Genomic DNA, 21918 nt, shown 5'->3' with positions numbered 1-21918 from the left:
ACTCGTCCGGGGAGGTGGGCGCCATGGCCCGAACCATCACCGTAGGTCTCGACGACTCTCCCGAAAGCCGGGCCGCCGCCGAATGGGCGGCCCGTGAAGCGCGGCTGCGCGCCCTGCCGTTGAAGATCCTGCACGTCTTCGAGCCCGTGCCCGTGCCCGTGGCCCAGGCCCCTCTGCTCGGCGCCGAGACCGGCCAGGACTGGTCCGAGAGGATCCCGGTCGAGGCGGCGGAGGGCATCCGGCTGCGCCACCCTGGTGTAGAGGTGATCACCGGCCGCGTCACCGGCACCCCGGCGCAGGCGCTGGCCGAGGCGGCGGACGCCGCGGAGCTCCTGGTGCTCGGCTCACGGGGCTTGGGCGGGATCGGCGGGTTCATGGTCGGCTCGGTCAGCCTGTCCGTCATCGCCCACGCCGCGCACCCGGTGGTGCTGGTCCGGGCCGGAGAGCAGGCCGCCGACGAACACAGGACGGATCCCGCGGGTGTGCCGTCGGCCGCGACCGCCTTCCGCCCCGTCGTCGTCGGCCTCGACATCGCGGACCCGGCCGGGACGCTCCTCGAGTTCGCCTTCGACGCCGCCGCGCGCCGGGGCGCGTCCCTCACGGTCGTGCACGGCTGGAGCGCGCCGCCCACCTCCTTCTACCGCTTCTACGGCGACGCGGAACTCTACGGCTCGCTCGCGCGCCGGCAGGCCACCGGGCTGACCGAGGTACTGCGGCCCTGGCGGCAGAAGTTCCCCGACGTCGAGGTGACCGAGGCGAGCCACTGCGGCAGCGCCGCACAGGTCCTCGTCGCCGCCTCCCGCGACGCTTCGCTGGTCGTCGTCGGCCGGCGCATCCGCAGCAGCCCTCTCGGTGCGCACATCGGCCATGTCACCCACGCCGTTCTGCACCACGTCGTCGCGCCCGTGGCCGTGGTCGCGCATGACTGACACACAGGTGAGACCGATGAACTCATTGATCGTGGTCGGCGTGGACGGCTCCGAGCCGGGTCTGCGGGCCGTGGACTGGGCGGCCGACGAGGCCGCCCTGCGCGGGGCGTCACTCCGGCTGGTCCACGCCTCGCTCTGGGAACGCTACGAAGGCGCCCTGCTCGCGCAGGAGCTGGACAAACCGGTGGAGGAGGTCATGGCCCTGGACGTCGTCGGCGTCGCCCGCCACCGCGCACAGCTCCGCCAGCCGGGCCTGGAGATCACCACCGATGTGCTGCCCGAGGAGCCGGAGTACGGACTCGTACGGGAGAGCCGCACCGCCCTCGCCATGGTCCTGGGGTGCCGAGGGCGCAGCCGGATCGCCGAGGCGCTCCTCGGCTCGGTCAGCCTGACGGTCGCAGGGCGCGCCCACTGCCCGGTGATCGTGCTGCGCGGCAGCCACGACAACCAGGCCCGCGCCGGGATCCACGGCCGTGTCGTCCTCGGCGTCGGCGAGAAACCGGCGGGCTCGGCGGCCGTACGGTTCGCGACCGAGGAGGCGCGGCTGCGGGGCGTGGCCCTGGAAGCCGTACGGGCTTGGCGTCGCCCCGCGCACGCGACCACCGGTCACCTTCCCCCGGACCCCCTCCGCGGGCGCCCCCGGCTCGTCGGCGAGCCGGCACGTCTCGAGCAGCGGGAAGCCGTCGAGGTGGTGGAGGAAGCGCTGCGCGACGCACCGGCCGGCCTCGAAGTGGAGCGCCGCACCGTCGAGGGCCACCCCCGCGACGCGCTGATCTCCGCGTCCTACGAAGCCGACCTGCTCGTCGTCGGTTCCCGGCGCCGGCACGGTCACCACATACCCCACCTCGGCTCCGTCGCCCACGGGGTGCTGCACCACGCCGCGTGCCCGGTGGCCGTCGTACCCGAATTCTCCTGACACACCGGACGGGATCTCCCGTACAGCACGGACTCCGGACGACTGCCCCCTGGTGCTGTCCGAGCCCCCCCCGCGTGCTGTTCGCCGCAGGCGCGCGGCTGTGACGGGGCGCCGGTGCGCGTGCTGCTGCGCGCAACACGTCTTCTGTCGGCACGGGTGCGGCGCGGGCCACCGCCCCGGGCGGCACGTCGCCGTCACGAGGAGCCGCTGACCCCTGGCAGAGGCAGCGGGAGCCGGGGGTGCACCTCGAAGACGCCCCCGAGTCCCGTGGCCCGGAGCATCCGCCGGAAGCCGGCGCTCTCCGTGACCAGGCGCAGCCGGCCCCGCCGCGCGAGTGTCCGGTTGCGCGCACGGCACAGGACACCGAGCCCGGTGCAGTCGATGAAGGTGACCAACCGCAGGTCCAGCACCAGATCGGGGCGTGAACCGGCCGTGAGCGCATCGAGTCGTTCCGCCAGCGTCGACGCGGTCAGCACATCTATCTCGCCCCGCAGGGACACGAAGGTCGTCCCGTCCGCCACACCGTGGGCCACGACCACTTCCCGTGCGGTGTGACGGTCCGGCAGGTGAGCGGTGTCGTTCTCGGACATGAGAAGAGCGAACCCGCGCCGCCGGACCGGGCGGAAGGGCCATCCGGCCCCCGCCTTCGGTCCGTCCGGGCCACCCGCGCCGTGCGCGGGGACCGCGCACCCGCGGTGGGCGCCGACCGGCCGGGCGCGAGGGCCTTGCGGCCCAAGCGGAGCCGTTCGTCCTCCGGCGAAGCTGAACGGGCGGGCTCCAGGCCGTGCCCGAGACCGCCGATCCCGCGATGGACCGACCGAAGACGGTGAGGAACGCCATGAAGGGCTTTGTCTTCCGGGGTCCCGGACAGGCGTCCTGGCAGGACGTCCCGGATCCCGGCATCAAGGAGCCGACGGACGCCATCGTGAAGGTCGGCGTCGTGACGATCTGCGGGACGGACCTGCACATCCTCAAGGGCGACGTGCCCGAGGTGCGACCCGGCACGGTACTCGGCCATGAGGCGGTCGGGGAGATCGTCGAGGCCGGTGACGACGTGCGCAGCGTGCGGCCCGGTGACCGGGTACTGATGTCCTGCATCACCTCCTGCGGCCGGTGCCGCTTCTGCCGGGAGCGCAGCTACGGCCAGTGCCGGGGCGGCGGTGGCTGGATCCTCGGCCACCTGATCGACGGCACGCAGGCCGAGTACGTCCGCGTCCCCCACGCGGACCTCTCCGTCCATCCGCTGCCCGGCGCCGTACGCAGCGAGGACGCCGTCCTGCTCGCGGACATCTTCCCGACGTCCTACGAGGTGGGAGTCCTCAACGGACGGGTACGGCCCGGCGACACCGTGGCCATCGTCGGCGTCGGCCCCGTCGGACTCGCGGCCATCACCACGGCACGCCTCTTCGCCCCCGAGCGGATCATCGCCGTGGACCTGGCCCCGGCCCGGCTGGAGGCCGCCCACCGGCTCGGCGCCGACGCGGTCGCGGACGTCCACGAGGCTCCCGGCCAGCTGGTCGCCGACCTGACCGACGGACTCGGCGCGGACGTGGTCATCGAGGCGGTCGGCGTCCCCGAGAGCTTCGAGCTGTGCACACGCATGGTGCGACCGGGGGGCCACGTGGCCAACGTCGGCGTGCACGGCCGGCCGGCCACCCTGCACCTGGAAGACCTGTGGATCAAGAACGTGACCATCACGACGGGCCTGGTGGACACCTACTCCACCCCGACGCTGCTGCGGATGGCCGCCGCCGGCCGGCTCCCCACCCGGCAACTGATCACCCACACCTTCCCGTTGGAGCACATGGAGGAGGCCTACGAGGTCTTCGCCAAGGCCGCCGAGACGGGCGCGCTCAAGGTCGTGCTCGGCGGGGAGCGGCACGACTTGGCCGTTCCCGCGGCCTGACCCGGCAGGACCGGCCCGAACCGCCCCCGGGTGATCCGGGCCGCCGCCCGGCCGCACCGTCCGGCGCCGGCCGCGGAGCGGATCGCCGGGAAGGCGTTCCCGGTCCTCCCGAGGGGGCCGGCCGCCCCCGCAGGGCGGGCGCGGCCAAGGTCGTCCCGGTGCGGTGGCCGGCCGCCTCTTCGGCTGACCGTGCCCATGGCGGAGGGATACAGTGGGGACGTCCCATCGGCGTCGGGCCCGTACGCCGAGGGACCGGGAGGAGCACGGTGGGAACCCCGGAGGAGCTCCGCGTACTGCTGCCGCAGCTGAAGCTCGATGAACTGCTGGAGGAACTGCAGGCCAGGATCGATGCCGCCCGGGGCACCCGCGACCGTGTGCACAGCCTGCTGGGAGCGGTGCTCTCCGTCGGCCGCGAACTGGACCTGGAACAGGCCCTGCACTCCATCGTCGAGGCGGCCGCGGCGCTGGTGGACGCCGAATACGCGGCCCTCGGCGTCATCGGGCCCGACGGCAACACCTTGTCGGCGTTCCACACCGTCGGCGTCACCGACGGCCAGATCGCCGAAATCGGCTCCTTCCCGGAGGGGCACGGCATCCTCGGTGAGCTGATCCGCCATCCCGAGCCCCTGCGCCTGGAGAAGATCTCCCAGCACTCCGCCTCGTACGGCTTCCCGGCCCACCACCCGCCGATGAACAGCTTCCTGGGCGTGCCGATCCGGGTCCGCGACCAGATCTTCGGCAACCTGTACCTGACCGAGAAGCGGGGCGGGGTCCAGTTCGACGAAGAGGACGAGTCGGTCCTCTCCACGCTGGCCGTGGCGGCCGGCGTCGCCATCGACAACGCCCGCCTGTACGAGGAGTCCCGGCTGCGCGAGCGCTGGCTGCGGGCGAACGCGGAGATCACCCACCGCCTGATGTCCGGCAGCGATCCCGACGACGCGCTCGGCCTGATCGCCGAACGCGCCCGGGAGATCTCCGGCTCGGCCCTGGCCGCGGTCGCGAGACCCCTGGAGGGCAGCGGTTCGCTCAGCGTGGAGATCGCTGTCGGAGTGGACGCGGAGGCGCACCGGGGACTGGTGCTGCCCCTGCACGACACCCTGATGGGACTGGCGTTCTCCACCGCCGCCCCGGTCGCCAGCGACGACGTCGGCCACGACGAGCGGATCTCTCCCGAACCCCCGCGCTTCGCGGGGCTCGGCCCCGCCGTGGCCGTCCCCATCGGCACCGGCGAGGGCGGCGCGCGCGGTGTGGTGCTGCTGGCCCGCGAGGTCGGCCGGCCGGTGTACACCCCCAAGGAGACCGAGACACTGCTGGGGTTCGCCGCGCAGGCCGCGATCGCGATGGAACTGGCCGAGCGCCGGCAGGACGCCCAGCGGATCGCGGTGCTCCAGGACCGCGACCGGATCGCCAGGGACCTCCACGACCTGGCCATCCAGCGACTCTTCGCCACCGGGATGACCCTGCAGAGCGCCGGCCGGTTCATCGAGCACCCGGAGGCGTCCGAGCGGGTGCTGCGGGCCGTGGACGACCTGGACGAGACCATCAAGATCATCAGGTCGGCGATCTTCGGGCTGCGCGCCCGAGAGGGCGGCAGCGGCACCGGGCTGCGCGCCAGGGTCGTCCACGTGGCCGGTGAGACCGCGGCGGTCCTGGGCTTCGCACCCAGTGTGCGCATGGAAGGCCTGCTCGACACCGATGTGCCGCGCGACATCGCCGACCACGTCGTCGCGGTGCTCTCCGAGGCCCTGACCAACGTCGCCCGGCACGCCCGCGCCGACCGGGCCGACGTGGCACTGACCACCGACGGCCGCGAGGTCCGCCTGAAGGTCTCGGACAACGGGGTGGGCATCCCGGCCGACGGCCGGCGCAGCGGACTGCGGAACATGGCCGAGCGGGCGGAACAACTCGGCGGGCATCTGGAACTGGCCACCCGTGACCACGCTGGGACCACGCTGGAGTGGCACGCCCCGCTGGCCCGGGAGTAGGCGGTCGCGCGCTCGGTGAGGGGCCGGCGGGGTAGCGTCTGGGGCCCACTCGGCCCATGACCCGGACGGCCCGAAGCCGCAGCCTGAAGGTGTCCGATGGCGGCAGCCGAGCCCATGGAGGACACCATGAACGGCACTCCGACCGTCGTGAGCGACGTGATGACACACCGGGTCGTCGCCCTGCGCACCGGCGCGCCCTTCAAGGACATCGTGAAGGTCATGCGTGAGTGGCGGATCAGCGCCCTCCCGGTGCTGAACGACGTCGGCGTCGTCGTCGGCGTCGTGTCGGAGGCCGATCTGCTGTGCAAGGAGGAGTACGGCGACGGTGCTGTCGGGCGGTACGGGCCGGCGGGCCGTCTCGCCGACGCGGGCAAGGCGGACGCGGTGACCGCGGGCGAGTTGATGACCGTCCCGGCCGTCACCGTGGCGCCGGACGCCCCGCTCGCCCACGCCGCCCGCATCATGGCCCGCACCCGGGTCAAGCGGCTGCCGGTCGTCGGCCGTGACGGCACCCTGAAGGGCATCGTCAGCCGCTCCGACCTGCTGAAGGTGTTCCTGCGGGACGACGTGGACATCGCCGGGGAGGTGCGGCGAGAGGTCGTCGTACGGCTCTTCGGACCGCACACCGAAGCGATCCTGGTCGAGGTGCACGACGGTGTCGTCACGCTCGCCGGGCGGGTCCGTGAGACTCCCCTGATCCCGCTGGCCGCCCGGCTCGCCCGGTCCGTGCCGGGCGTGGTCGACGTCCACTGCGCGCTGGTCGGACGGCCCCGCCACCCGGACCTCGACCCCGACCTCCCGGAGGCCGGCCGGGCTCGCACGGTGTGACGGCGCGAGGGCGTGGCCGCGCGGTTCATCCTTCTGCGGTGCATCCTCTGACGGCCGCACCGCCGACGGCCGCATGCGCCGTGCGCGCGGCGTCCTCCGCGGTGTCACCCCTCGCGGGGTGTGGTGAGCCGGCAGTCCACGCCCACCACACCCTCGACGCCTCGCACCAGGCGGCCGGCGAGCGGGATCCGGGCGGCGTCCCGGACCCGGCCGGTGAGCGTCACCACACCGTCGTCGACCATGATGTGCACGGGCTCGACCGGAGCGGGGAACAGCACATCGATCACCTCACGCCGGATCTCGTCGGCCAGGTCGTCGTCCGGGCGCAGGAACACCTTGAGCAGATCCCGTCTGCTGACCAGGCCTTCGAGTACGCCCTCGGAGTTCACCACGGGCAGCCGCTTGACGTGTCGCAGGGCCATGATGCGCGCGGCTTCGGGAAGCGTGGCGTCGGCGTGCACGGTGACGGCCGGCGTGTTCATCAGCTCCTCGGCGGTCACCGCCCCGGCCTTGGCCAGGTCGGACAGCCGGCGCGACTGGGTGAGACGGTCCGGATCGCTGTCGCGGAACTCCTCCTTGGGCAGCAGATCGGCCTCGGACACGAGCCCGATCACCCGGCCGTCGCCCTCCAGCACGGGAAGGGCGCTGACCCGCCACTGCTCCATGCGATCCACGATGTCCTTGAACAGGGCGCCGCGGCCCACCGCGACGACGGCGCGCGTCATCACGTCACCGACCCGGTGCGGGCCGATCCGCATGGACTCCTCCCCACACGGACGAGCGGTCATATCAGGTCGCCGCTGCCGTAGGGGGCGTACAGATCGAGCAAGCGGATCCGGGAGGCGTGCAGCCGCTGGGCGACCACCCGTCCGACCCAGCACGCTGCCGCCCGGCCGAACTCGGCGTCCTCGGCGCACATGGCCCGGACCGCCTCGGCATCGAATTCCCAGGCCCGCACCGGGCTCATCGCCTCGGCGCCCAGGTGCCAGATGTGCGGCGGGAAGTGCCAGGACCAGCCGATGAGTTCGCCGTGGCCCAGGGTCTCGATCACGGCGGGCCGACGGCCGGGCACATGCAGGTCGAGGGCGACGGTGCCGGTGCGAATGATCCAGAACCGGTCGGCGCGCCGGCCCTCCTCGAACAGGCGGGCCCCGGCCTCGAAGGAGACCTCGCGGGCGAGGCGCATCAGCCGTTCGCGGTGCACGGGCTCCAGAGCCGTGGTCATGGTGGTGGTGGAGGTCATCGCACCGGCTCCCTTCAGGGGTTTGTGCTTCCAGCCTGGTCCCGTCCGGCCCACCGCACCACGGGCCGCCAGGGCCCGACCGGGGGGTCCTTCGGCCCACTCTGCGGCGCCGGAGCCACCGGATGGCCGCCTCACGGAGCACGGCTGGTCCCGGCACCGCAGTGCGAGCGCGCCGTCGGCCGGCCGGTCCCGCGCCCCGAGATACCTTCCCGTCCGCTCAGCGCACGCATCGAGGGCCCCGCACGTCATTTCGTGCAGGGCCCTCGACAGGCGGCGGTACTTCAGTGGAGCGGCGTCGCCTCCTCGGCGCAGGTCACGGGCGAGGCCGGTGCCACGGCAGCGGTGCTCCGCGACGGCGCACCGGCTGCGCCGCGCGGCCGTCCGCGCGCGTCAGGAGCCGCCCTGTGACCGCGTCGCCGTCTTGGAGTAGGCGTCGTGCCACGCGGCCTTCGCCCCCGAGTCGCCGATCCGGTAGACGTCCACGACCGCCCCCACCGCGACGGCCAGCGAGAGCACGCCCACGACGATCCGCACGGGGAGTGCGGACCAGCGCGCGGCGCCGCCGTGTCCGGACCGCGCGGGAGCACTGCGCCCCGCCCACCACACGAGCGCCGCCAGCAGGAACAGACCCAGCGCCCACGGCAGCAGCCCGTCGCCCAGCTCGGTGTGCCGGCGTACCAGTGCGTCGTCGTCCACATGCTGTTCGAGCCACTCCCCGGCGTGCGTGGTCAGCGGAACGCTGACCAGGGCCACAAGAGCGAGCAGCGGCAGCAGGGGACCCAGCCGCCGGGCGGCCCGCGGCCACAGCGCGGCCGTCACCAGGGCCAGCGCGGTGAGGGGGATCAGCACGACGACCACATGGACCAGCAGGACATGGGTGGGCAGTCCGTTGACCAGATTCATCAGGGGGCTCCAGAGGGGGTGAGGGCGCGCCAGCCTGGCACAGCAACCTCTCAGTTGCCTCTCAGCCCGTGCGCGGCAGGAACGGTGTCGCCGCTCACGACCGTGATCATGCCTCGGGTACCGGGTGCCGTCGGGCGAACTCCTCCGAGAGCAGACCCATCACGACGAGATCGCGGTGCCGGCCGGAGAGGAACACGCGATCACGCAGCCGGCCCTCCTCGACGAACCCCAACCGCTGGTGCAAGGCGAGCGAAGCCGCGTTGTGCGCGAAGATCCGTGCTTCGCACCGGTGGAAACGCCGCTCGGCGAACATGAAGCGCAGCAGCAGTACGGCGGCCTGGGCCGCATAGCCCTTGCGCCGGTGTTCCGCGCCGATCGTGATGCCGTACTCGAACCAGCCCGCGCGTGGGTCGGCGTGGTACGAGCCGACAGCGCCGACCAGTTCCCCCGAGTCGACGGCCTCGATGGCGAGTTGGAAGCAGTCACCGCCGGGTGTGGCGACGGCCTGCTCCTTGGCCCAGGTGCGGAACCCCTCCGCGGAGCGCGGCGGGTTCAGCAGGTCTCCCAACTGCTCCTCGTCCTCGACGAACCGCATGAACGCGGCCCAGTCGTCGGGTTCGATACCGCGCAGGCGTATCCGCTCGCCCCTCCAGAACGATGTCATCGCGTCATCCGATCATGGTGCGAGGCGCGACGTCCAGGGCTTTCGCCACCCTCGGAGCAGGCCGGGAGCGCCGTCCGGCGGCCTCGGCCGCAAGCACGGGTCAGCCGGTGAACGGCGCTCGGCCGGTTGCCCGTTACGGCTTGCGGCGAGTCCTCCGTGCTCGGCGATGACCTCCGGGGCGGGCGAGCCCGGCTCCGGACGCCACTGCGTGACGGACACGACGCCCGGCTCGATGAGCTCCAGGCCGTCGAAGAACGCGGCGATCTCGTCGACGGTCCGCAGGTCGTACGGGACGGCACCGCTGTTGTTGTAGGCGTCCTGGGCCTGCTCGAAGACGGGGCGGCGATGGAGCGGGCCTGATCGTGGTCGGCGACGTGGCCGAGGATGTTGCTCAGGACCGGCGCGGTGGGGCGGCCGAAGTCGAGTGTCCGCGCGGCGGCCGCGAGGATGCGGTCCGGGTCGGTCACATCGGCGTCGATGTAGGCGGTCGCACCCTCGGGGGACGAGTGGAGCAGGGCGCGGGCGTGCGCGAGGACCGTCGGGTCGTTGTCGGCGTAGACGATCCGTGCCCCGGGGGCGAGCCGCTGGGCGACCTCGTGCGTGTTCTCGGCGGTGGGCAGACCGGTGCCGACGTCCAGGAACCGCCGGATGCCCGCCTCACGGACCAGATACGAGATGGTGCGGCGCAGGAAGGCCCGGCTGCCACGAGGAGTTCCAGATACGGGCGGAGTGCGGTACCGAAGTGTCGATCTGACGGGTCGCTGCGTCGGGTGTCGTCGCGGGGTCGGTCATCAGCCGTGTCCGTCTTTTCCGTCGTGACTGTCCGTCGTGGCGTGGATCATTCACGGGACAACCCGCGTCCGAACACCCGTTTCCCGCCTGCCGGTTGGCGTTCCCTGCCGGCGGACCGCGACGAGCGGGCTGACGGTGCGGGTGTGAAAGAACGAGCTTAGTGTGGGGATATGGGCGGCGGTGTGGTGACGCTGTTCCTGTGCGGGGACGTGATGCTCGGGCGCGGTGTCGACCAGATCCTTCCGCACCCCGGGAGCCCGGTGCTGCGCGAGGGGTACGTGACGGACGCCCGGTCGTACGTGGAGCTGGCCGAAGCGGTCAGCGGGCCGATCCCCGCGCCGGTCGACCCTGCCTGGCCGTGGGGCGAGGCGCTGCGGTTGCTCGACCTGTCCGTACCGGACGCCCGGATCGTGAATCTGGAGACGGCTGTCACCGAGAGTGCGGAGTTCGCGCGGGGCAAGGCGGTCCACTACCGGATGCACCCGGCCAACCTGCCCGCTCTGACGGTGGCCCGGCCCGACGTGTGCGTACTGTCCAACAACCATGTGCTGGACTTCGGCCGGCCGGGCCTGGAGGAAACCCTGGACTCGCTCGCTGGTGCCGGGCTGCGGGCCGCGGGCGCGGGACGCGACGCCGACGAGGCCCACGCGCCCGTAGCGGTCCCCGTCGGTCCCGGCCGCCGCGTCCTGGTCCTCGCCCTCGGGGCGCTGTCCAGCGGCATCCCGCCCGACTGGGCCGCGACGACGGACCGGCCCGGCGTCGCCTACGTCCGTGAGCTGTCGTCGTCGGCTGCCGAGGCGGCCGTCCAGCGCGTGCGGCGGTCGAAGCGGCCGGGCGACATCGTGGTGGTGTCGGTGCACTGGGGATCCAACTGGGGCTATCTCGTCCCCCGGGACCAGACGCGGTTCGCACGCGCCCTGGTCGACGGTGGCGTCGACATCGTCCACGGGCACTCCTCGCACCACCCCCGCCCCGTCGAGGTGTACCGGGGCCGGCTGATCCTCTACGGCTGTGGCGACTTCATCGACGACTACGAGGGCATCTCGGGCTACGAGGAGTACCGCGACGACCTCCGGCTCGGCTACCTCGTCTCGGTGGACGCGGACACCGGCTGTACGACCGGCACCCGGATGTTCCCCCTGCGGGCGCGGCGGATGCGGCTGGAGCCCGCGGCGGAGCGGGACCGCGCCTGGCTGCGCGCCACCCTCGACCGGATCAGCCGCGGCGTACGGATCGGTGTGGAGGCCGACGGCATGCTCAGCCTCGCACCCGGCGCCGCCGCCTCCGGACCGGGGTCCCGCCGCTGACCTCAGCGGGGAGAGCCTCACGCACCGCGGTGGCGGTAGGGCCGGAGAGCCGCGGGTACCCGTCCGGTCGGCAGACGTTTCCTGAGGAGATGACTCGGATGCTGTTCCTCGGACTGCTCCTGCTCGCGGGCACTGGCGCCTTCACCGCCCTGGCGATTCTCGGCAACATGTCCGGCGGGCCCGAGTACACCGTTTCCGTCCTCGGCCACGACATCGCCGCCATGAACGGTCTGGCCCTGTTCAGCTCCGGTCTCGCGCTGGCGCTCATCTTCTGTCTGGGTCTGGCGATGGCGGCCACGAGCGCCGTCCACCGCAACCGTCACCGGCGCCCTGGCGCTCCCTGGACACGCAGGCGGCAGGACGCGACCGCACTCGGCGGATGAGGGGGCCGGCGGGACCGGGGGCGCATGCCTGAACGCGGCAGAGGAGGTCGTCGAAGCGGCGTTCAGGCGCGGATGCCGGGACGGGTCACCCGTCAGTGGGGCGCGGCCTCGGTCCCGACCCGCTGCCCTTACGCGGGCTCTTCTGTGTCCCGTACGAACGCGCCCGCGCGCGCGGCGACCGCGGTGGCCTCGGCGGCCCGGTCGGCGGCGGCCTCGTCGAGCGGGCCGCCGCTGATGAGCAGGTGGTAGTAGAGCGGGGCGGAGACCGCGCGGACCACCTCCTGGGCGTCGGTGCCTTCGGGTACCTCGCCCCGTTCGACGGCCTGTCGGACGCACGGGGCCCATTCTCCGACGCGGGTGTCGTAGAAGCGGTGCAGGGCCGCGGCCGTCTTCGCGTCGCCCGTGGCTGCGGCGATCAGCGCCTTGAACAGCGCTCCCTGCCGGGGGTCCGTGAGGGTTCGCTGCACCAGACGGGCGTTGGCCTTCAGGTCGCCGATCAGTGAGCCGGTCTCGGTGCGCGGCGCGGACTGCTCGGCCATGTCCAGCAGAAGGTCGGCCACCAGTCCCGTCACCGTTCCCCAACGGCGGTAGACGGTCGTCTTGCCCACATCGGCTCGGCGTGCGATGTCGGCCAGGTCGAGCCCCGTGAAGCCCCGTTCGGTCAGGGCGTCTTCGGCCGCCCGCAACACCGCCTCCCGTACACGCGCCGTGCGCCCTCCGGGTCGTACGGTTCCCGGCCCAGCCTCGCCAGACATAACGGCACTCCAGTTCCATTAATCGCCACACACTGCTACGTTGGTGACTGCTAACGGAACTATAGCTCCGTTAGTCACCGTCTTCGGTCTTCGGAAAGGGTCTGACATGGAATACAGGCGACTGGGCGCGTCCGGCCTCATGGTTCCCGCGCTGAGCTTCGGGGCCGGCACCTTCGGCGGCCGGGGGCCGCTCTTCAGTGCCTGGGGCACCACCGACGCCCAGGAGGCGCGCCGCCTCGTGGACATCTGCCTGGACGCCGGCATCACGATGTTCGACACCGCTGACGCCTACTCCGCCGGCGCCTCCGAGGAGGTGCTGGGGGAGGCGATCAAGGGCCGCCGGGACCAGGTGATCATCTCCACCAAGACCGGTCTGCCCATGGGGGACGGACCGGGCGACGCGGGCTCCTCCCGCTCCCGGCTGATCACCGCCTGCGAGGACGCCCTGCGCCGGCTGGGCACCGACCATCTCGACCTGTTCCAGCTGCACGCCTTCGACGCCGGGACACCGGTGGAAGAGGTGCTGGCCGCCCTCGACACCCTCGTGCAGTCCGGAAAGGTGCGCTACGCCGGCGTCTCCAACTTCTCCGGCTGGCAGGTGATGAAGTCCCTCGCCACCGCGGAGAAGTACGGCCACCCGCGCTATGTGGCCCACCAGGTGTACTACTCCCTCATCGGCCGCGACTACGAGTGGGAGCTCATGCCGCTCGCCCAGGACCAGGGCCTCGGCGCGATCGTCTGGAGCCCGCTCGGCTGGGGTCGCCTCACCGGCAAGATCCGCCGCGGGGTACCGCTGCCCGCCGGCAGCCGACTGCACCGCACCGCCGACTACGGCCCGCCCGTCAGCGACGAACACCTCTACGGCGTGGTGGACGCCCTGGAGGAGATCGCGGAGGAGACGGGCAAGGCCGTGCCGCAGATCGCCCTGAACTGGCTGCTCCAGCGGCCGACGGTGTCCTCGGTCATCATCGGCGCCCGCGATGAGCGGCAGCTGCGCCAGAACCTCGGTGCCGTCGGCTGGAGCCTGACCGCCGAGCAGATGGCGAAACTCGATGCGGCGAGCCATCGGCCGGCGCCGTACCCGTACTTCCCCTACGAGCGTCAGGAAGGATTCGCCCGCGTGAACCCGCCGGTCTTCGCCGCGCCGCGCTGAGGAATCGCTTCCGCCACTCCCCACCGGCCCGGCCCGGCCCGGCAGCGTGCCGTTCACGGCCACCGGGCGGAGGAGCAGCCGCGCGTTGGTCTGGAAGACCACGTGACGGGGCTGTCGGCCGAGCCCCGCCGTGCCCCGGGACGCACGACGGTCTTGGCCTGCGGCGGAACGCCGGTGCCGGGCGGCCTGGGCGGCCCGCTCTCAGCGGGCGAGGCCGGTGCGGACGACACGGAACGCGGCTGCCGGGTCCGCGGCGCGTGTGACCGTTCGCCCCACGGTGGCGTGGGAGGCGCCGGCGGCGATGGCGGCACGCGGTGTGCCGGGGCGGGCATGGCCGGCTGGAGCGTCCCCGGGCAGGGTGACCCCGGGAGCGACGATCAGGGCATCGGTACCGAGCGCGCCGCGCAGGGCGGCGACGTCCTGAGGCGAGGCGATCACCCCGTGACATCCGGCCTTGCCCGCCAGGCGGGCAAGCCTGAGCACCTGCTCCTCCACGGGGTCACCGACGCCGATGGTGTAGGCGGGCACCTCCTGCCCGTACATCCGCGACAGCCGCGCCGCGAAGGCGGCCCGCAGCCGCCACTGACTGATCGTCGACATGGTTCGGCCTCCCGGTCGGGGGTCACACCACGTGGGCTTCGGGGCGGACGCCGGCACCGTGGCGGAACCGGTCGGCGCTGAGCGGGGAGACATCGGTGAACGGCTCGCGTTCCAGGTACAGGTCGCGTACGACCTCGCCGACCGCGGGCGCCTGGAGGAAGCCGTGACCGGAGAACCCGGTGGCGTACAGGAAGCCGCGCAGCTCGCCGGAGCGGCCGATGAGCGCGTTGTGGTCCGGTGTGACCTCGTACAGGCCGGCCCATCCGCCGGCGGTCCGCAGGCCGGCCAGGGTCGGGGCGCGGTGGCGGGCGACGGTGCGGAACAGCTCCAGCCAGTCCGGGGTCCAGGTGGTGTCGAAGCCGTCCTCCTCGCCGGGGTCGGCCAGCCCGAACAGCAGACCGTCGTCGCTGTTGTGGAAGTAGGCGCTCGAGGAGAAGTCGATGGTGAACGGGATGCGCGGGGCGGGCGGCGCGAGGGGCTCGGTGAACGCCAGCTGCCGTCGCACGGGCCGGACCGGGAGGTCGACGCCGGCCATGGCGCCGATCCGCGCCGACCAGGCCCCCGCCGTACGGACGACGGAGGAGCACGCGATACGGCCGTGACCGGTGTGCACGGCGACGACGCGGCTCCCGGCCGTGCCGATGCCCAGGACCTCGGTGCGGGTGGCGAGGGTGACACCGGCCCGGGCCGCGGCCCGCGCGTACCCCTGGACGACCAGTCCGGGGCGGGCGTGCCCGTCGGCGGGGGAGTACGCGGCGGCCACGAGTCCGTCGGTGCTGAGGTAGGGACACAGGCGCTGGGCGTCGTCGGGGCTGATCATGCGGCTCGGCACGGCCAGGCTGTTCTGCAGCTCGACGCCGGCCTCGAAGTCGGTCGCCTGCCGCTCGCTGTCGAGCAGGAAGAGGTAGCCGACGGTGTCGAGCCCGATGTCGGCGCCGGGCCGCCGGGGAAACTCCCGGTAGGCGTGCAGGCTGCGGTTGCCCAGCTCGATGTTGAGCGGATCGGAGAACTGGGCGCGGACGCCGCCGATCGGCTTGCCCGAACTGCCGCAGCCGAGATCGCTGCGCTCGACGACGACGATGTTCCGCACACCGGCCTCGGCGAGGTGGAACGCGGTGCTCACCCCCATGACACCGCCCCCGACGATCACCACATCGGCAAAGTCCGGGACGGTACGGAAGCCGGAGGAGGACAACGGCCACTCCCTTCCAGAGGCCACCCGGGTTCCTTTCCAAGGACGGGCCGTCAGTAACAGGGTGATGCCCTTCAGCTGCCAAGGCCATTGACTCCAGGAACCGTCATTGGTTGAGTGGCTCAGCCACTGAACCACTGTGTCGCTGGAGGCCCGGGAATGGAAGCACTGCCACGCGAGACGATCGTCGACGTGCTGGAGAGGAAGCTGCGCGAGGACATCCTCGCCGGCCGCCATCCGGCCGGGAGCTATCTGCCGCCCGAACGCGAACTCGCCGACGGGTTCGGGGTCACCCGCACCACTCTCAAGCACGCCTTCGGCCGGCTGGCGCACGCCGGCCTGCTGGAGACACGTCACGGAGTGGGCACGCGCGTACGGGACTTCCTGCGCCTGGGCGGGGCGGACCTGCTGCCGATGCTCGTGCGCCACAGCCCCGACTGGATCGGCGAGATCTTCGAAGTGCGCCGCAGCATCGGCGCGTTGATCGCGGAACGGGCCGCGGCCCGCGCCACGGCGGACCAGATCGTCGAACTGCGCCGGCTGCTGGCGGCCGTCGGGGAGGCGGACGGCGGCGACCCGGCACAGCTGGCGGACGCCGAGGTGCACCGGGCACTGGCCCGTGCCACCGGCAACCGCGTGTACGTCCTGCTGACCAACACGCTGTTCAACGCGTACATGCCGGTGCGCGCCGCCCTGGCCGGGCCCTTCGAGGACGCCCGCACCGCTCACGACCGCCTGGCGCCCGTGGTGGAGGCGGTGGCGGCCGGCGCCCCGGACACGGCACGCACCGCCGCCGGCGACTACCTGTCGGCGACCGAACGCATCATGCTCGAGGGCCTGGCACGGTCCGCAGGACGCGGGGAGGCCGCCCGGTGAGCTCACGCGGAACAGTGTTCCGGGAAACCATGCTCGGCCGTGTACGCCTTGTCGGCGAGGAGACCGACCGCCCCCTGCGGCTCGACCTCGTGGTCCGCGCCGACCAGGTGCTGCTGCCCCATCGGACGACGCAGGCGCGGCTGACGGGACGGATCCGGATAGCCGGACGGGCCGACGACAGCTTCCTCGTGGGCGAGTTGGAGATCTCACCGCTGGCGCGCCGCAGGATCCGCTACCGGCTCCGCTTCGGCCTGGAGGGCCGGTGCCTGCTGCTGGACGGCTGGAAGTCGGTGTCGTTCAAGCGCCCCCTGACCTCCCTGACCGTACTGCCGTACACGTTGTACGAGGACGGTGAACGCGCCGGTGCGGGCACCCTGCGCTTCCCTCTCGCCACAGGCCTGCTGCCCTTCCTCGCCGGCTTCCGGTTCCCCCGGGCCGCCGAGCCCGCCACCGACCGGGATCCGGCGCCGCGCTGGGACGGCACGCCGGGGCGGACGGAGGTCTGGTACACCACCCTGACCGACCCCGTGACGGGCACCGGCGTCTGGCTGCACCACGAGCTCGTCGCGCCCAGCGACGGTTCACCCGCCTACGCGCACGGCTGGGCCGCCGTGTTCCCCAAGGACGGCCCGGTGGAGCACGCCCGCTTCGGCCCCACCCCCTGGGAGCGGCGATCCCGGGGATTCGGCACGGAGGGCATCCGTGCCGTCCCGGGCCGTCTCACCGGCTCGGCCGGCCCGTTCAGCTGGGCGCTCTCGGAGCGGCCGCAGGGCCCGCCGCTGTACACGTTTCCGCGCTGGTCGTGGAGACACCCGTGGCTGCCCGCCTCGCACATGCTGCCCGCCGTGCGCTCCCACTACAGCGGAACCGTCCGCCACGGCACCGGCGAGTTACGGCTCGCGGACGCGCCCGGAGCGAGCGCCCGGATCTACGGCCACGGCAACGCCCGTCGCTGGGCCTGGCTCCACGCCGACCTGGGCGGCGGCGACGTCCTGGAGGCCGTTGCCGCGGTGTCGACACGGCGAGGACTGGACAGGCTGCCCCCGCTGGTGTTCCTGCGCCTGTACCGAAACGGTCGGACCTGGCCGCGGCGGGCGGAGCGGTCCGCCGTGGGCTGGGCGGGCATGGGCCGGTTCCGCGCGGACATCGGCCTGCCGCAGTGGCGGATCGAGGGCCGCGCCGGCCTGCGGCGGATCCGGGTGACGGTGACCCAGCCGGCGGAGCGGACACTCGCACTGGACTACACCGATCCGGACGGTTCCGCCGCGGTGTGCCGCAACAGCGAGAGGGCGGACACGGTGGTGCACCTGGAGCGCTGGCGCGGCGGGTGGCGGCCGGAGGCCGTATGGCGGCTGTCGGGCACCGCCCACGCGGAGGTCGGCGAGCGATGAGGTTCCCGACGTCCCCCACCGTGGACTCCCCGACGTCCCGCGCCCTGAGCGGACTTGTCGCCGCCGTCCTCGCCGACGACGGCACGGCCGCGTGGACCCGGGCCGTACCCCGGCGTGTCGCGGCACTCCTCGACGCCATGCCCGCCCCGGCGAGGCTCGCCGTACGCGGCACGGCCGCGGCCATCGACGCCTATGCCGTCGCCCGCACCGGCAGGCGACTGTCCTCGCTCGATGCGGCGGGGCGGCAGCACGTCATGGCGTCGCTCGCCGCACGCCGGGCACTGCTGCCACTGCTGGACGCGGTCAAGGTGCCGGTCATGCTGGCCGCCGGCACCGAGCGGACACTGCACCACGACGCGGCGCCCCCGGTGTCCGCCCCTTCGGTGTCCGCCCCCGGTGATCCGCCGCTCGACTGCACACCCTCCGGCCACTGGCCCACGCGGTCCACCGCCGACGCGGTCGTCGTCGGATCGGGCGCCGGCGGGGCGATGGCCGCGCGGACGCTCGCAGCGGCCGGTCTGAGCGTCGTCGTGGTCGAGGAGGGCGACCACCACACCACCGCGTCGTTCACCCGACGGGCTCCGCTGGACCGCTTCATCGACCTGTACCGGGACGGCGGCGCGACGATCGCCGTCGGCAGCCCTCCGCTGGTCCTGCCGGTGGGCCGCGCGGTCGGCGGTACGACCGTCGTCAACTCCGGCACGTGCTACCGCACCCCCGGCCATGTCGTCACCCGCTGGCTGAGCCGGCACGGATTCGCGGCGGCCGAGGGCTTCGACTCCCGCCTCGACGAGGTCGAACGCGCCCTGCGGGTGGCACGCCAGCCGCTGGACGTCCTCGGCGACAACGGGCTGCTCGCACTCGCCGGGGCCGAGCAGCTCGGCTGGTCCGCCGCGCCGCTGCGGCGCAACGCCCCGGGCTGCCGGGGATCCTGCCAGTGCGTCGTGGGCTGCCCCACCGGCGCCAAACAGAGCGTCCAGCTGTCCGTGCTTCCCGAAGCCTGCGCGTCGGGCGCCCGCATCCTGACCGGCGCCCGCGTACGGCGTGTCCTCACCGACCGCGACCGGCCGGGCGGCCCACGGGCCGCCGGGGTGCTGGCCCGCCGCCCGGACGGCAGTGAACTGGAGATCCTCAGCCCGTTGGTCGTGATCGCCGCGGGGGCTCTGCACACGCCGCCGCTGCTGCGCCGCTCCGGCCTGGGCGGACACCCGCGGCTCGGTCACCACCTCAGCGTCCACCCGGCCGTCAGCGTCGCGGGCCGCTTCGGCCGCCCCGTCGCCGGCGGGAAGGGTGTCCTGCAGAGCGTGGGAGTGGAGCACCTGCGTGCCGAGGGCATCCTCATCGAAGCCACCGCGGCGCCACCCGGCATGAGCTCCTTCGTCCTGCCCGGTGTCGGTCGCGAACTGCGACGCGAACTGGAGGAGACGGACCGACTGGCCACCCTCGGCGCCATGATCGCCGACCGGCCCTCGGGCCGCGTCCTGGGGAGCGACCGTACGCTGCTGCGCTACGACCTGGCCGAGCGCGACGCCGGGCGGCTGCTGCGGGCCCAACGGGCCATGGGGCACCTGCTGTTCGCGGCGGGCGCGGAGGAGGTGCTCACGGGCGTCCCCCACGCCCCGCGCGCCCGGACCCCCGCCCAACTGGAGGCACTGCTCGACACGGTGAGCGCGCGCCACCTCCACGTGTCCGCGTTCCACCCCACGGGCACGGTGGCGGCCGGCACCGACCCGGAACGGTCACCGGCCGACCCCGAGGGACGCCTGCGGGGCGTACACGGCGTACTGATCGCCGACGGCTCCGTACTGCCGAGCTGCCCGGAGGTGAACCCGCAACTGAGCATCATGGCCGCGGCCCTGGCCGTCACCCGGCGCTGCGCCACGCGGTCCTGAGCCCGGAACGGTCATCGGGGCGTTCGCGAAGGCGTCCCGGCTGTCGCCGAAGGCGCTGCCTCTCTACGACGACCTCGGCGTGCTGGATCCCGCTCGCGTCGACCCGGTGACCGGGTACCGCCGCTACGCACCCGAAGAACTCGGCCAGGCCCGACGAGCGTCGCGGCCTGCCCGGTCACGAGGTTCGCGACCGGGCCGTGGCCGGGGGAGTGGGCCACGATGTGCCGGGCGAGACGACGGACCGTGTCCTCGGCGACGGAACACAGCACCTGGTCGAGACCCCGGGAGGCGAGGACCACCCGGTAGGCCCGTGGCAGCCGTGTACGGTGCCGTCTTCGTGCAGGACGAGGAAGAGGCCGCCGTGATCGCCTGTGCGCTCTGTGTACTGCTCGGGTGATGTGCCGGTGGGCGGGAGCATCGTGCCGCCGAGCAGGTCGGAACCTGTGACTGTCCGGTGCCATGCCTGCTTGGGCGTGCGCTCCGTCATCCGCGTGGGCGTCAGTGTGCGACCGGGCACGGACAATCGACCCGGCTGCCCTGCCCTGGCGGCACTTCCTCGCCGCCCTTCCCCCTTCGTCCGGACCGCCGGGCCGACCGCCCGCCGACGACCCGGGAGCCGGCGGAAAACCTCTCGCGCCATGGCCGGCGAGGGCGGAGACTCGTCCCATGGCGGACATGGGGTCGTTCCGGACAGCGGTCACCGCATGGGCAGCCGGCGGCCCCGGCGACCCCGCGCGTGAGCTGGCCGATCGGCTGCGTGTCCGGGCGGCCGTGCTGCTCGAAGGGCCGAGCGACGTCGCAGCGGTCGACACTCTGGCCGCGAGCCGCGGCCGGAACCTGGCGGCCGAAGGTGTCTGCGTCCTGGCGATGGGCGGTGCGATGAGCGTCGGACGCTTCGCCCGCCTCCTCGGGCCACCCGGCCTGGGTCTCTGCCTCACGGGACTGTGCGACGAGCGGGAGCGTGGCTACTACGCCCGCGGCTTGGAGCGGGCCGGTGCGGCACAGCGGGAGTTCTTCGTCTGCGCGGCGGATCTCGAGGACGAGCTCATCCGCGCGCTGGGCGTGACCCGGGTGGAGGAACTGGTCCGGGCGGAGGGCGACCTGCGCGCCCTGCGGACCTTCCTGCGCCAGCCCGCACAGCAGGGCCGCACCTCGCAGCAGCAGTTGCGGCGCTTCCTCGGCACGAAGAAGGGGCGCAAGATCCGCTACGGCCGCGTCCTCGTCGAGGCCCTCGACCCGGACCGCACGCCCGCCCCACTCGACGGCCTGCTCACCAGCCTCTGACAACGCGCGGGCCGGTCGGGTCGGGCGCTGGAGCCGCAGCGCCGGGCGATGCCGGCGGCCGGTCCGTCCGAGCACTCCCCGGCACCTGGCTACCCTGCCACCGGTCGGACATGACATCGTGGCCCACGGTTGACCCTTGCCGGCGCGGGATCGCTGACCGGATACCTCTACCGCGAGGGGCAGACAGGACCGTGGGGGTGGACTCTGGTGACGAGGTGGCAGCAGCCGCGGCTGCCGGTACGGGGGCGGCGCCGGCCGGTTCCCGGTGCGCGCCGGGCGCAGCGAACGCAGGCGGTGTCCGAACTCCGGGCCCAGGGGCTGTACGGCCCCGAACTCCGCGAGGTCCTCCCCGGGTTCGCGGGCCTCGGCCTGGCCGTGCTCGTCCCCGTGTGCCTGCTCGTCTGGCTGCAGCACACATCGGGCGTCGTCGGACTGGCGCTCGGCGTCCTCGTACTGGCTTCGAGCGCCGTAGTGGCCCTGCGCGTGCGCCGCGCGGTCGTGCGCCGACGTGGCGGCCGCTACACCGCTGCGGAGCTCGCCCTGCTCGACGAGCGCGGGTTGGCGGAGGCGGCGGCGCGCATCCTGCAGCGCGACGGCTGGCACGTGGTCGACCTGACCCTGCAGAAAGGGAGGCGGCGCCTGCACGCCCGGGACCGCCAGGGGCGCCAACTGGACGTCGCGTTCCGCTCCGAGACGACGGCCGAGCAAGGCGAGAACTGGCGTGCGACCCTCGTCGAGACGGGCCGCCCGGGCGCCGGCCGTCCGATCCAGGTCATCGTGCACCCCGGCCGCTTCAGCCGCGCAGACATGCTGTGGGCCTCCCGCCAGGGTGACGTCCACCTCCTGCACGGCCGGCGACTGCGGCGCTGGGCGACCGGCGCTTCCCTCGACGAGTTGGGGCTGCCACGCTGACGGTCCC

General features: G+C 73.3%; 21 protein-coding genes and 2 pseudogenes. 14 read left to right on the top strand and 9 right to left on the bottom strand.

All coding sequences use genetic code 11. The annotated features are described in order from the left end of the window. Window positions 1–23: 23 nt before the first annotated feature. Entirely contained in the window at window positions 24–929 is a 906-nt protein-coding gene (locus tag ACWC94_RS18235) for a universal stress protein (RefSeq protein WP_450797616.1), read from the top strand. Window positions 930–945: 16 nt separating this feature from the next. Beyond that, the gene (locus tag ACWC94_RS18230) at window positions 946–1845 is read left to right on the top strand and encodes a universal stress protein (RefSeq protein WP_450797614.1); all 900 of its coding nucleotides are present in this window, start codon (window positions 946–948) and stop codon (window positions 1843–1845) included. Between the two features lie 194 nt (window positions 1846–2039). Here the strand turns inward: ACWC94_RS18230 and ACWC94_RS18225 are convergent, their stop codons facing one another. Next, window positions 2040–2435 (bottom strand): STAS domain-containing protein, encoded by a 396-nt coding sequence (locus ACWC94_RS18225; RefSeq protein ID WP_450797613.1) that lies wholly within the window; start codon window positions 2433–2435, stop codon window positions 2040–2042. A 248-nt stretch (window positions 2436–2683) separates the two neighbouring features. On the opposite strand from ACWC94_RS18225, the gene ACWC94_RS18220 reads away from it, so the two are divergent. From ACWC94_RS18220 to ACWC94_RS18210, 3 genes are all read left to right on the top strand, one after another. After that, window positions 2684–3751, top strand: a complete 1068-nt coding sequence (locus ACWC94_RS18220) for a zinc-dependent alcohol dehydrogenase family protein (protein WP_450797611.1) — start codon at window positions 2684–2686, stop codon at window positions 3749–3751. Between the two features lie 266 nt (window positions 3752–4017). Continuing rightward, a complete protein-coding gene (locus tag ACWC94_RS18215) occupies window positions 4018–5736 on the top strand; it encodes a sensor histidine kinase (protein WP_450797610.1) in 1719 nt (572 codons plus the stop codon). Between the two features lie 126 nt (window positions 5737–5862). Then, window positions 5863–6564: a CBS domain-containing protein gene (locus ACWC94_RS18210; RefSeq protein WP_450797609.1), complete on the top strand. Its 702-nt coding sequence runs from the start codon at window positions 5863–5865 to the stop codon at window positions 6562–6564. Window positions 6565–6668: 104 nt separating this feature from the next. Here ACWC94_RS18210 and ACWC94_RS18205 read toward each other — a convergent pair whose 3' ends face one another. From ACWC94_RS18205 to ACWC94_RS18185, 5 genes and pseudogenes are all read right to left on the bottom strand, one after another. After that, window positions 6669–7322 (bottom strand): CBS domain-containing protein, encoded by a 654-nt coding sequence (locus ACWC94_RS18205; protein ID WP_450797607.1) that lies wholly within the window; start codon window positions 7320–7322, stop codon window positions 6669–6671. A gap of 26 nt (window positions 7323–7348) precedes the next feature. After that, window positions 7349–7807: a cyclic nucleotide-binding domain-containing protein gene (locus ACWC94_RS18200; protein WP_450797606.1), complete on the bottom strand. Its 459-nt coding sequence runs from the start codon at window positions 7805–7807 to the stop codon at window positions 7349–7351. 390 nt (window positions 7808–8197) lie between these two features. Then, the gene (locus ACWC94_RS18195) at window positions 8198–8710 is read right to left on the bottom strand and encodes a DUF2231 domain-containing protein (protein WP_450797604.1); all 513 of its coding nucleotides are present in this window, start codon (window positions 8708–8710) and stop codon (window positions 8198–8200) included. Window positions 8711–8816: 106 nt separating this feature from the next. Beyond that, window positions 8817–9374 (bottom strand): GNAT family N-acetyltransferase, encoded by a 558-nt coding sequence (locus ACWC94_RS18190; RefSeq protein WP_450797602.1) that lies wholly within the window; start codon window positions 9372–9374, stop codon window positions 8817–8819. Window positions 9375–9386: 12 nt separating this feature from the next. Further along, window positions 9387–10166: pseudogene (locus ACWC94_RS18185) on the bottom strand (SAM-dependent methyltransferase). Window positions 10167–10336: 170 nt separating this feature from the next. Between ACWC94_RS18185 and ACWC94_RS18180 the strand changes: the two are divergent. Together ACWC94_RS18180 and ACWC94_RS18175 are read left to right on the top strand one after the other, a co-directional pair. Then, window positions 10337–11473: a CapA family protein gene (locus tag ACWC94_RS18180; protein WP_450797601.1), complete on the top strand. Its 1137-nt coding sequence runs from the start codon at window positions 10337–10339 to the stop codon at window positions 11471–11473. Between the two features lie 98 nt (window positions 11474–11571). Then, the gene (locus tag ACWC94_RS18175) at window positions 11572–11856 is read left to right on the top strand and encodes a hypothetical protein (RefSeq protein ID WP_450797600.1); all 285 of its coding nucleotides are present in this window, start codon (window positions 11572–11574) and stop codon (window positions 11854–11856) included. A gap of 128 nt (window positions 11857–11984) precedes the next feature. Here ACWC94_RS18175 and ACWC94_RS18170 read toward each other — a convergent pair whose 3' ends face one another. Then, the gene (locus ACWC94_RS18170; protein WP_450797598.1) at window positions 11985–12611 is read right to left on the bottom strand and encodes a TetR/AcrR family transcriptional regulator; all 627 of its coding nucleotides are present in this window, start codon (window positions 12609–12611) and stop codon (window positions 11985–11987) included. Window positions 12612–12717: 106 nt separating this feature from the next. Here ACWC94_RS18170 and ACWC94_RS18165 point away from each other — a divergent pair, with 106 nt between their 5' ends. Then, entirely contained in the window at window positions 12718–13764 is a 1047-nt protein-coding gene (locus ACWC94_RS18165; protein WP_450797596.1) for an aldo/keto reductase, read from the top strand. Between the two features lie 201 nt (window positions 13765–13965). Here the strand turns inward: ACWC94_RS18165 and ACWC94_RS18160 are convergent, their stop codons facing one another. Continuing rightward, entirely contained in the window at window positions 13966–14364 is a 399-nt protein-coding gene (locus tag ACWC94_RS18160) for an orotidine 5'-phosphate decarboxylase / HUMPS family protein (RefSeq protein WP_450797594.1), read from the bottom strand. A gap of 22 nt (window positions 14365–14386) precedes the next feature. Further along, window positions 14387–15583 (bottom strand): NAD(P)/FAD-dependent oxidoreductase, encoded by a 1197-nt coding sequence (locus ACWC94_RS18155; protein ID WP_450797593.1) that lies wholly within the window; start codon window positions 15581–15583, stop codon window positions 14387–14389. 132 nt (window positions 15584–15715) lie between these two features. On the opposite strand from ACWC94_RS18155, the gene ACWC94_RS18150 reads away from it, so the two are divergent. The 6 genes and pseudogenes from ACWC94_RS18150 to ACWC94_RS18125 all read left to right on the top strand — a co-directional run bounded on the left by ACWC94_RS18150 (window position 15716) and on the right by ACWC94_RS18125 (window position 21911). Further along, window positions 15716–16432, top strand: coding sequence for a FadR/GntR family transcriptional regulator (locus tag ACWC94_RS18150; protein ID WP_450797591.1), 717 nt, complete (start codon window positions 15716–15718; stop codon window positions 16430–16432). Continuing rightward, window positions 16429–17823 carry a hypothetical protein gene (locus ACWC94_RS18145; RefSeq protein WP_450797590.1) on the top strand — a complete coding sequence of 465 codons (1395 nt, stop codon included), beginning with the start codon at window positions 16429–16431 and terminating at the stop codon, window positions 17821–17823. Before ACWC94_RS18150 ends, ACWC94_RS18145 begins: the two co-directional genes overlap by 4 nt. Then, the gene (locus ACWC94_RS18140) at window positions 17820–19715 is read left to right on the top strand and encodes a GMC family oxidoreductase N-terminal domain-containing protein (RefSeq protein WP_450797588.1); all 1896 of its coding nucleotides are present in this window, start codon (window positions 17820–17822) and stop codon (window positions 19713–19715) included. The genes ACWC94_RS18145 and ACWC94_RS18140 overlap by 4 nt, the downstream gene beginning before the upstream one ends. 13 nt (window positions 19716–19728) lie before the next feature. Continuing rightward, a pseudogene (locus ACWC94_RS18135) lies at window positions 19729–19869 on the top strand (MerR family transcriptional regulator); the annotation flags it as partial. Window positions 19870–20381: 512 nt separating this feature from the next. Beyond that, the gene (locus tag ACWC94_RS18130; RefSeq protein WP_450797587.1) at window positions 20382–20999 is read left to right on the top strand and encodes a TOPRIM nucleotidyl transferase/hydrolase domain-containing protein; all 618 of its coding nucleotides are present in this window, start codon (window positions 20382–20384) and stop codon (window positions 20997–20999) included. Window positions 21000–21206: 207 nt separating this feature from the next. Beyond that, window positions 21207–21911, top strand: a complete 705-nt coding sequence (locus ACWC94_RS18125; RefSeq protein ID WP_450797586.1) for a hypothetical protein — start codon at window positions 21207–21209, stop codon at window positions 21909–21911. The last annotated feature ends 7 nt before the right edge of the window (window positions 21912–21918 follow it).

The sequence above is a fragment of the Streptomyces sp. NPDC001135 genome, from assembly GCF_053598395.1.
This window is presented reverse-complemented; position numbering and strand designations above follow the sequence as displayed.

What these genes read in the sequence shown, in the direction of transcription:
- ACWC94_RS18160 (WP_450797594.1), bottom strand. Translation starts at nt 14,364, where the DNA reads ATGTCGACGATCAGTCAGTGGCGGCTGCGGGCCGCCTTCGCGGCGCGG.
- ACWC94_RS18175 (WP_450797600.1), top strand. Translation starts at nt 11,572, where the DNA reads ATGCTGTTCCTCGGACTGCTCCTGCTCGCGGGCACTGGCGCCTTCACC.
- ACWC94_RS18180 (WP_450797601.1), top strand. Translation starts at nt 10,337, where the DNA reads ATGGGCGGCGGTGTGGTGACGCTGTTCCTGTGCGGGGACGTGATGCTC.
- ACWC94_RS18200 (WP_450797606.1), bottom strand. Translation starts at nt 7,807, where the DNA reads ATGACCTCCACCACCACCATGACCACGGCTCTGGAGCCCGTGCACCGC.
- ACWC94_RS18190 (WP_450797602.1), bottom strand. Translation starts at nt 9,374, where the DNA reads ATGACATCGTTCTGGAGGGGCGAGCGGATACGCCTGCGCGGTATCGAA.
- ACWC94_RS18225 (WP_450797613.1), bottom strand. Translation starts at nt 2,435, where the DNA reads ATGTCCGAGAACGACACCGCTCACCTGCCGGACCGTCACACCGCACGG.
- ACWC94_RS18170 (WP_450797598.1), bottom strand. Translation starts at nt 12,611, where the DNA reads ATGTCTGGCGAGGCTGGGCCGGGAACCGTACGACCCGGAGGGCGCACG.
- ACWC94_RS18205 (WP_450797607.1), bottom strand. Translation starts at nt 7,322, where the DNA reads ATGCGGATCGGCCCGCACCGGGTCGGTGACGTGATGACGCGCGCCGTC.
- ACWC94_RS18230 (WP_450797614.1), top strand. Translation starts at nt 946, where the DNA reads ATGAACTCATTGATCGTGGTCGGCGTGGACGGCTCCGAGCCGGGTCTG.
- ACWC94_RS18235 (WP_450797616.1), top strand. Translation starts at nt 24, where the DNA reads ATGGCCCGAACCATCACCGTAGGTCTCGACGACTCTCCCGAAAGCCGG.
- ACWC94_RS18210 (WP_450797609.1), top strand. Translation starts at nt 5,863, where the DNA reads ATGAACGGCACTCCGACCGTCGTGAGCGACGTGATGACACACCGGGTC.
- ACWC94_RS18195 (WP_450797604.1), bottom strand. Translation starts at nt 8,710, where the DNA reads ATGAATCTGGTCAACGGACTGCCCACCCATGTCCTGCTGGTCCATGTG.
- ACWC94_RS18140 (WP_450797588.1), top strand. Translation starts at nt 17,820, where the DNA reads ATGAGGTTCCCGACGTCCCCCACCGTGGACTCCCCGACGTCCCGCGCC.
- ACWC94_RS18150 (WP_450797591.1), top strand. Translation starts at nt 15,716, where the DNA reads ATGGAAGCACTGCCACGCGAGACGATCGTCGACGTGCTGGAGAGGAAG.
- ACWC94_RS18165 (WP_450797596.1), top strand. Translation starts at nt 12,718, where the DNA reads ATGGAATACAGGCGACTGGGCGCGTCCGGCCTCATGGTTCCCGCGCTG.
- ACWC94_RS18130 (WP_450797587.1), top strand. Translation starts at nt 20,382, where the DNA reads ATGGCGGACATGGGGTCGTTCCGGACAGCGGTCACCGCATGGGCAGCC.
- ACWC94_RS18220 (WP_450797611.1), top strand. Translation starts at nt 2,684, where the DNA reads ATGAAGGGCTTTGTCTTCCGGGGTCCCGGACAGGCGTCCTGGCAGGAC.